This window comes from Catellatospora tritici, from assembly GCF_019083965.1.
Lineage (GTDB): Bacteria > Actinomycetota > Actinomycetes > Mycobacteriales > Micromonosporaceae > Catellatospora > Catellatospora tritici.
In genome coordinates this window covers 184,966-193,169 of record NZ_JAHRCY010000007.1, presented here as the reverse complement: position 1 = coordinate 193,169, position 8,204 = coordinate 184,966, and the positions used below count along the sequence as shown (strand labels likewise).

General features: G+C 69.4%; 4 protein-coding genes. 2 read left to right on the top strand and 2 right to left on the bottom strand.

All coding sequences use genetic code 11. The features are described from left to right. Positions 1-79 precede the first annotated feature (79 nt). The gene (locus KUA19_RS17905; protein ID WP_217397142.1) at positions 80-418 is read right to left on the bottom strand and encodes a hypothetical protein; all 339 of its coding nucleotides are present in this window, start codon (positions 416-418) and stop codon (positions 80-82) included. Positions 419-984: 566 nt separating this feature from the next. Here KUA19_RS17905 and KUA19_RS44570 point away from each other — a divergent pair. Then, positions 985-4,608 (top strand): PKD domain-containing protein, encoded by a 3,624-nt coding sequence (locus KUA19_RS44570; protein WP_217397141.1) that lies wholly within the window; start codon positions 985-987, stop codon positions 4,606-4,608. A 68-nt stretch (positions 4,609-4,676) separates the two neighbouring features. On the opposite strand, the gene KUA19_RS17895 is transcribed toward KUA19_RS44570, so the two are convergent. After that, entirely contained in the window at positions 4,677-6,785 is a 2,109-nt protein-coding gene (locus KUA19_RS17895; RefSeq protein ID WP_217397140.1) for a S9 family peptidase, read from the bottom strand. Positions 6,786-7,006: 221 nt separating this feature from the next. Between KUA19_RS17895 and KUA19_RS17890 the strand changes: the two genes are divergently transcribed. Next, positions 7,007-8,194: an FAD-binding oxidoreductase gene (locus KUA19_RS17890; RefSeq protein ID WP_217397139.1), complete on the top strand. Its 1,188-nt coding sequence runs from the start codon at positions 7,007-7,009 to the stop codon at positions 8,192-8,194. Positions 8,195-8,204 lie beyond the last annotated feature (10 nt).

Sequence of the window (8,204 nt, the reverse complement as noted above, 5' to 3'; positions counted from 1 at the left end):
GTGTAACTCCCCAGCGCCGTCTGGCAAAAGATCTATAATCCTTTTTTTTGCCGGCCGTCGGTTGGGTGCGGCACGCACCCTACCGACGGCTGTTCAGAGCGTGGTCTCGCCAGTGACGCCGAAGAAGTCGTGCCACCTCGCGCCGCCCTGGAACGATGTGGGTCTGGCCCTCGGTGATGTTCTGGGCCGCGGTGGGTTGTGACTCGTTGCGCTGCTGGCCACCGGCCAGGTAGAAGCGCGCGGCCTTGCTCTGGCCGTCGGGCGCGTTCTGGATCGTGGGCCGGGCGACGGCGCCCTGCGGTTGGTCGTTCCACGGGGTGTCCAGCCACCCGGCGGCCGCCGGTGCCGCCGAGGTGGCGGCCACACCGGCGATGGTGACCACCACGGCCGCCAGCGCGCGGCGTAGTGGGGTGTTCATGCGAGACCCTCTGTCCTGGGGATGACGAAAAGCTCGCTTGAGTAAGCATCGGTAAAAATAAACTTCAATAGATGGACGACGATCGCTCCTGACAGGGAACGGCCGCCGACGCATCGCGAAGTCACCGGTGCGTGACGTTGCGTGCGCAGATACGGCGGATCGGTGGGATCTGTCGCCAACCGGACCCCTCGTGTGCGGTGAAACACAGGCCTGTCGCCGAGGGTTCCCACCTCGCCGAATGCGTGGTGGATCATCGCTAGGCAGGGGGTGCTGGCTGCGGTGATACCCGGTGAATGTCTGGTGTGGTCGGACCGGTCGCCGCTACGCTTCCACCGCGAACATCCGGTTAACGACTTGTTATAGCCCGGTCGGCTATTGCCGAGAAACGAAGAGGCCATTCCAGACCGGGCGGTGACCTGACAGGGTCTCCGTAGGCTTCCCAGGGGAGCCTGTTTTTACTGGACTTTTTCAAGATTCCTAGGGGTGTGGGGGTCACTGTGCGCGCGCGCAAGAGCGTGGCATCTGTCGTAGCAGCTTCCTTAGCCGGAGCGCTGCCTGTTCTGGCTGTGGTCGCGTTCAACGTCGCCACCGCCCCGGCCGCCATGGCGGCCCAGCCCAAACCAGGGCACACGAAGCTGGTGCCGGACATTCCGCGGACGAACACGCCGCGGATCACCACCGGTGAGATCACGGACATCGAGTACATCGGCAACCGGGTCTTCATCGCCGGCTCGTTCACGTCGATCAGGAACAACACGTCGACGAACACGACCAACTACAACCAGGCCTACGTGGCGGCATACAACATCGACACGGGTCTGGTCGACGCCACCTTCAAGCCGGTCTTCGCCGGCGGCGGCGTGACCGAGATCGAGGCGTCGCCCGACGGCACCAAGCTGTTCGTGGCCGGCCGGTTCACCACCATCAACGGTGTGTCGAAGAAGAAGGTCGCCTCGATCAGCCCGACCACGGGCGCGCCGGTCGCGGGCTTCACCGCCAACGCCAACGGCGCGGGCACCTCGCTGGCGGCCACCAACACCACGCTGTACATCGGCGGGCAGTTCACCACCATCAACAACGTGGCGAAGGTCGGCCTGGCCGCGGTCAATGCGTCGACCGGCGCGGTGGTCACCGGCTTCGCCAACGACCTGTCCGGCGGTATCGGCGTCGACGGCGCCCTGACCGTGCAGGCGCTGGTGCTCTCGCACGACGACAGCAAGCTGATGGTCGTGCACACCGGCCGCAAGATCGCCGGTCAGGACCGCTACGGCGTGGGCCTGATCAACACCACGAACAACCAGCTGCTGCCCTGGCGCACCCGGCTGTGGGAGGACAACCTCCAGTTCGTCGGTGGCATCCAGCGGGCGTACGCGGGCGACATCGCCCCCAACGACCAGTACATGGTCGTGAGCAGCGGCTCCGGTGGCGACCGTCCGCCGATCAACGACACGGTCGTGGCGCTGCCGATCGCGGGCAACGACAACGTGCAGCCGCTGTGGATCTCGCGCTGCTTCGACTCGGTGTACTCGGTGGCGGTCGCGGAGAACGCGGTCTACATCGGCGGCCACTTCTCCTGGAACGAGTCGCAGCTGGCGCCGGACCCGTGGCCGGGTCTGGACAACGTCGGCTACGGCACCGGTCAGGGCCTGGGCGGTTACGGTCTGGGCGACGCGGTGGTCCGCCGCGACCACATCGGCGCGCTCGACCCGACCAACGGCAAGGCGCTGGAGTGGAACCCGGGGTCGAACTCGTTCGAGGGCAACAAGGCCATGCTGGTCACCCCGCGCGGTCTGTTCGCCGGCGGCGACGCGACCACCCAGGGCGGCTACAACGTCGGCCGGATCGCCTTCTACGACTTCAACACGATCCCGGCGGCCTCGCCGTACGACACGAAGATCACTGAGCCGGTCGAGGGTTACGTCTACCCGGCCGGGCAGCAGTTCACGCTGAAGGGCACGGCGACCGCGACCAGCGGCGTCTCGCGCGTCCAGCTTGAGATCATCGACACCGCCAACAACCGGTACCTGCAGAAGGACCTGGTCACCTGGGGTGCGGCAACCACGATCAACACGAACCTGGCGTCGCCGAACGCGGTCAACACGACCTGGTCGCTGCCGCTGACCGTCGCGGGCAACCACGCGATCAAGGTGCAGGCGAAGGCGTTCGCGGTCAACGGCAGCAGCGACGCGACCAAGGCGATCAAGAAGTTCGAGACGTTCAGCCTCGACGACCGCACGCCGTCCGCGTCGATCACCGGCCCGGCGAGCCCGGTCATGACCACCACGTTCACGGTCACCGGCACCGCCACGGACGACTTCGGTGTCAACTCGCTCAGCTACACGCTGCGCGACACCAACACCAACCGCTACGTGCAGGACGACGGCTCGGCGGGCGCCACCTACAACTCGTTCCGGATCACCCCGGACGTGGTGGGCGGCACCAACACCACCTGGTCGGTCGAGGTCGAGGTCCCGTACGAGGGCCCGTGGCAGATGCAGGTCGTGCCGGTCGACACCGTCGGCCAGTCGTCGCTGGACACCAGCGACCGCACCTGGATCGTCAGCACCACCGGCATCGCGCCGTCGGTCAACGTCACCAGCCCCGCGGTGATGAACCCGCCGACCGCGACCGCCCCGCTGACCCTGGCGCCCGGCGGCCCGGTCACCTTCTCCGGCTCGGCCTCCGACGACCAGAACCTCTTCAGCGTCGAGATCCAGCTGCGCAACAGCACCACGCGCGAGAACCTGGCCTCGGACGGCACCTGGAGCACCGACGTGCAGGCGGGCTGGTTCCGCGTCACGCCGCTGAACCTCAACGCCACCAGCACCAACTGGTCTTGGACCACGCCGTTCAACCTGAAGCAGGGGACGTACTCGTTCTCGGTCAAGGCCGTGGACGACGTGGGCCTGGAGACCAGCAACACCAACCAGGGCAAGCTCACGATCAACGCGCAGATCCCCGGTGACGCCCCGCCGAACGGCCTGCTCAACGTGACCGGCAACCAGGTCAGCCAGGTGCTGCACCTCGACCTGGCCGGCACGGCGACCGACGACAAGGGCGTGGCCAGCGTCAAGGTCGCGCTGCGGGAGACCGCCAGCAGCCGCTACCTGCAGGCCAACGGCACGCTGAGCGCCGCGTTCGCCACCCGCGACGCGGTCCTGGCCGCGCCGAACGGCACCAGCACCACCTGGACGCTCGCGGTGGACCTGCCCAGCCAGGGCAACTACGCCGTGACCGCGTACGCCTACGACAACGCCGGCCAGCAGGACACGTCCACCACCGGTGCGACGGCCACCTACCAGATCTTCCCGGGTGACCTTCCGCCGACGGTGACGGCGAACCTGATGGCGCCGATCGAGGGCGCGACGTTCACGGACGCACGCATCTTCGTCAGCGGCCGGGTCGAGGACGACCAGCAGATCGCGCAGGCCCAGGTGGCGATCGTGGACAGCCTGGGGCGCTACATGAGCTCCTCCGGCACGTTCACGAGCACCGCGGAGAGCTGGCGGTCGGCGTTCCTCAACTCGCCTGGCTCGCCCGGCTCGAACTACTCGTACACCACTCCGGTCATCCCGGCCGGCAGCTACACCGTCCGGGTGCGCGGCGTCGACCAGCACGGGTTCGCCACGAACCCGACAGCCGACGTGCACGTGACCGTGACCGTCCCGCCGAACAACCCGCCGGTGGCCAACTTCACCGTGTCGTGCGCGCAGAACGTCTGCACCTTCGACGGCCGCACCTCGACCGATGAGAACACCCCGGCGCTGACGTACTCGTGGAACTTCGGCCAGGGCTCCGGCTCGGGTGCGGTCGCCACGAAGACGTACACCTCGGCGGCGACGTTCAACGTGGTGCTGACGGTGACCGACGAGTACGGTGCCACGGCCACGAAGACCACGCCGGTGACCATCACGGAGCCCGCGGGCAACGTGGCGCCCACCGCCGTGATCGGCACCCCGTCGTGCGTGCTGCTGGTGTGCAACTTCTCCGGCGCCGGCTCGACGGACGCGAACACGACCGACACCAGGACCTACCTCTGGAACTGGGGCGACGGCACCGCGACCAGCACCGCCGTCTCCACCTCGCACACCTACGCGGCGGCGGGCACCTACACGGTGACCCTCACCGTCACGGACGGCTGGGGCAAGGCCACGACCGCGACGGTGAGCCTGACCGTCTCGGCCGCGTAAAAGCGCAGTGACGAAAACGCCCCCTGCCGGGTCACCGGCAGGGGGCGTTTCGTTTCGCGGTACGGCGCTCAGCCGGCCAGGCCGAACCGGTCCAGGGTCCAGGCGCCCACGAACGCCTCCTCCCGCCACGCGTCGTAGCGGCCCGACGGGCCGCCGTGTCCGGCGCCCAGCTCCGTCTTGAGCAGGTACTCGCCGTTCGGGGCGGTCGCGCGCAGCTTCGCGATCCACTTGGCGGGCTCGCTGTAGCGCACCCGGGTGTCGTTGAGGCTGGTCACCGCGAGGATGGCCGGGTACTTCAGGTCCGCCACGTTCTCGTACGGCGAGTAGCCCTTCATGTACGCGTACACCTCGGGGGACTCCAGCGGGTTGCCCCACTCCTCCCACTCGGTGACCGTCAGCGGCAGCGACGGGTCGAGGATCGACGACAGCGGGTCCACGAACGGCACCTGCGCCACGATCCCGGCGAACGCGTCCGGGGCCAGGTTGGCGATCGCGCCCATGAGCAGGCCGCCCGCCGAACCGCCCCGGGCGACGATGCGCTCGGCGCTGGTCCAGCCCGAGTTCGCCAGGTGCCGGGCGCACGCGACGAAGTCGGTGAACGTGTTGCGCTTGAGCAGCATCTTGCCCTCGTCGTACCAGCGGCGACCCAGTTCGCCCCCGCCGCGCACGTGCGCCACCGCGTAGACCACGCCCCGGTCGAGCAGGGACAGCCGCGGGATGGAGAACCACGGATCCATGCTCGACTCGTACGACCCGTAGCCGTAGAGCAGGCACGGGTTGGTGCCGTCGAGCTTCGTGCCCGCCCGGCACACCACCGACATCGGCACCTGGGTGCCGTCCTCGGCGGTCGCCCACACCCGGTGCTGCTCGTAGCGGGTCGGGTCGTACGGCACGCCGGACGGGCCGGGCAGCACCGGCTTCTGCTTGCGCAGCAGCAGGGCACCGGTGGCCAGGTCGTAGTCGTAGACCGAGTCCGGGGTGACCATCGAGGCGTAGCCCAGCCGCAGCTGGGTGGCGTGGTAGTCGGGGTTCACCGACAGGCCGACCGTGTACAGCGGCTCGGGGAACGTCAGGTCCACCGGGTCGCCGCCGGTGGGCAGCAGGCGCAGGCCAGTCAGGCCCTCCCGGCGCAGCGACACCACGATCAGCTCGTGGAAGGCGTCGACGTCGTCCAGGCGTACCCCCGGCTCGTGTGCGATCAGCTCGCGCCAGTCCGCCGGGCTGTCCACCGACGCCTCGGCCAGGCTGAAGTCCTCGGCGTCGCGGTTGTGCAGGATCAACAGCCGGTCGCCCTGCGCCTCGACCGAGTACTCCAGCCCCTGCACGCGCGGCTTGACCACCCGCGGCGCGCTGGCCGGCTGGTCGGCCGGGATCAGCCACACCTCGCTGGTGACCTTGCTGTGCACGTCGATGTGGATGAACCGCTGGGACCGGCCCAGCTCCACCCCGATCCAGAAGCGCTCGTCGGCCTCCTCGAACACCAGCTCATCCGGGCCGGTGGTGCCGACCGCGTGCCGCCACACCTTGTGCGGGCGCCACGCCTCGTCGACGGTCAGGTAGAACAGCGTCGAGCCGTCCAGCGACCAGGCCGAGCCGTAGAAGGTGTCGGCGACCTCGTCGGGCAGCAGCTCACCGGTGGCCAGGTCCTTCACCCGGAGGGTGAACCGCTCACTGCCGTCGAAGTCGGTCGAGTACGCCAGCAGCTTCCCGTCCGGGCTGATGTTGTACGTACCCAGCGAGAAGTAGTCATGACCCTCGGCCAGCACGTTGCCGTCGAGGAGGATCTCCTCGCCCGCCAGCGGGGCGCCGTTCGGGGGGATCGGCGGGGCGGTCTCGCCCTCGGCGACGGCCCGGCGGCAGAAGATGCTGTACTGCCGCCCCTCTTCGGTGCGGTTGTAGTACCAGTACGAGCCCTTGCGGACCGGGACCGACAGGTCGGTCTCCTGTGTCCGGCCCTTGATCTCGTTGAAGAGTGTCTCGCGCAGGCCGGACAGGTGCGCGGTGGCCGCGTCGGTCCAGGCGTTCTCCGCCTTCAGATAGTCGAGGACGGCGGGATCCTCCTTCACCTCCAGCCACGCGTACTCGTCGAGGACGTCGTCGCCGTGGTGGCTGCGGGTGCTCGCCATCCGCTGCGCGGTCGGAGGTGTGCCCGGCGCGCCGAGGAGATCGGAAGTCATGGCGGTAACGCTACCGGGCGGGGGCGCCGCGCAGCGGCGGTGATTGCCGGACCGGGACGCGTTGCGTACTATCGAACACATGTTCGAACCGTGAGGTTGCGTTTGCGTCCGAGAAGTGAGTTTTTCCACTATGCGGAAAAGTGACTCTCTGGCGTATCGCGTCCCGGCCTTCGCGGGAGTGAACTAGTCATGGACGGGCACCATCGCGGTTGGAGCGTGAGATGACGGCACCGGTGCGTGAGGAGTCCGGCGTGGACGAACTGTCGAGGCTGTGCCCGGTCCGCCCGGGTGACCAGCTCGACGGCATGACCGTGCGCCGGTTCGCCACCCCACGCGACCTGTCCGAAGCCGCCGCGCTGATGCGCTGCGCGTACCAGTCCGGGCTGTCGGTGCTGCCGTACGGCGGCGGTTCGAAGCTTGCCTGGGCCGACCCGGCCGCCTCGGTGGACCTCGTGGTGGAGACGGCGGGCCTGGCCAGGATCGGCTACGACACCGGCACCGATCAGATCACGGTCGGCGCGGGCGAGTCCGTCGCGGCCGCCCAGGACGCGGTGGCCCGGTTCGGGCGCCGCCTGGCCCTCGACCCGCCCACGGACCGGGCCACCTTCGGCGGCGTGCTGGCCACGGCCGAGTTCGGCCCGCTGGCCCACCTATACGGCCCGCCCGCGGTGCAGGTCGCCGACGCCACCGTGGTGCTGCCCGACGGCACGGTCACCACCCTGGCCGACCGGGCCCGGCTGCTCGGCACCGGTGTGTTCGACCTGCGCTGGACGAACCCGGGTCGACCGCACCACGCCAGCCTGATCGTCGACATAACCCTGCGGACCTACCCCCAGCCCCCGGCCGGGGCCTGGGTGGTGTGCCCGGTCGAGCAGCCGCTGCGCGTGCCCGAGCTGCGCGACGAGGTGCTCGCCGCGCACCTGGCGCCGACCGCGATCGAGCTCGACCTGCCCGGCATCCGGCGCGGCGCCCAGGCCTCGGCTCGGCGCGACGCCACCGGCAGCCTGGCCGTGCTGTTCGAGGGCTCCGACGTCAGCGTGGCCGACCGGACCCGGCGGCTGCTCGCGCGCCTCGGCGACCGCGCGCACCTGGCCCAGCGCCCGCCGGTCTGGTGGGGTCGCTACCCGTTCCGCTCCGACGAGGTCGCGGTGAAGCTGCACGTGCCGGACGGCTACCTGCACTCGATCTGCTACGTGCTGGCGGACGCGGTCGGCATGCCGGTGCCCGTGCGCGGCAGCATCGGCTTCGGGCACGCCTGGGCCGCGATCCCGGCCGATCTGCCCGTCAACCAGCTCACCGTGGTGCTGGAGACGCTGCGTGAGGTGCTGCTGGCCCGCGGCGGCTCGGCTGTGGTGCAGGCCGCCCCGGCGCACCTGCGCGAGCCGCTGGCGGCGTACCGCGTGCCATAATTCGTGGGCT

Excerpts from the sequence above, each read along its gene's own strand:
- KUA19_RS17890 (WP_217397139.1), top strand. The coding sequence starts at position 7,007 with ATGACGGCACCGGTGCGTGAGGAGTCCGGCGTGGACGAACTGTCGAGG.
- KUA19_RS17905 (WP_217397142.1), bottom strand. The coding sequence starts at position 418 with ATGAACACCCCACTACGCCGCGCGCTGGCGGCCGTGGTGGTCACCATC.
- KUA19_RS17895 (WP_217397140.1), bottom strand. The coding sequence starts at position 6,785 with ATGACTTCCGATCTCCTCGGCGCGCCGGGCACACCTCCGACCGCGCAG.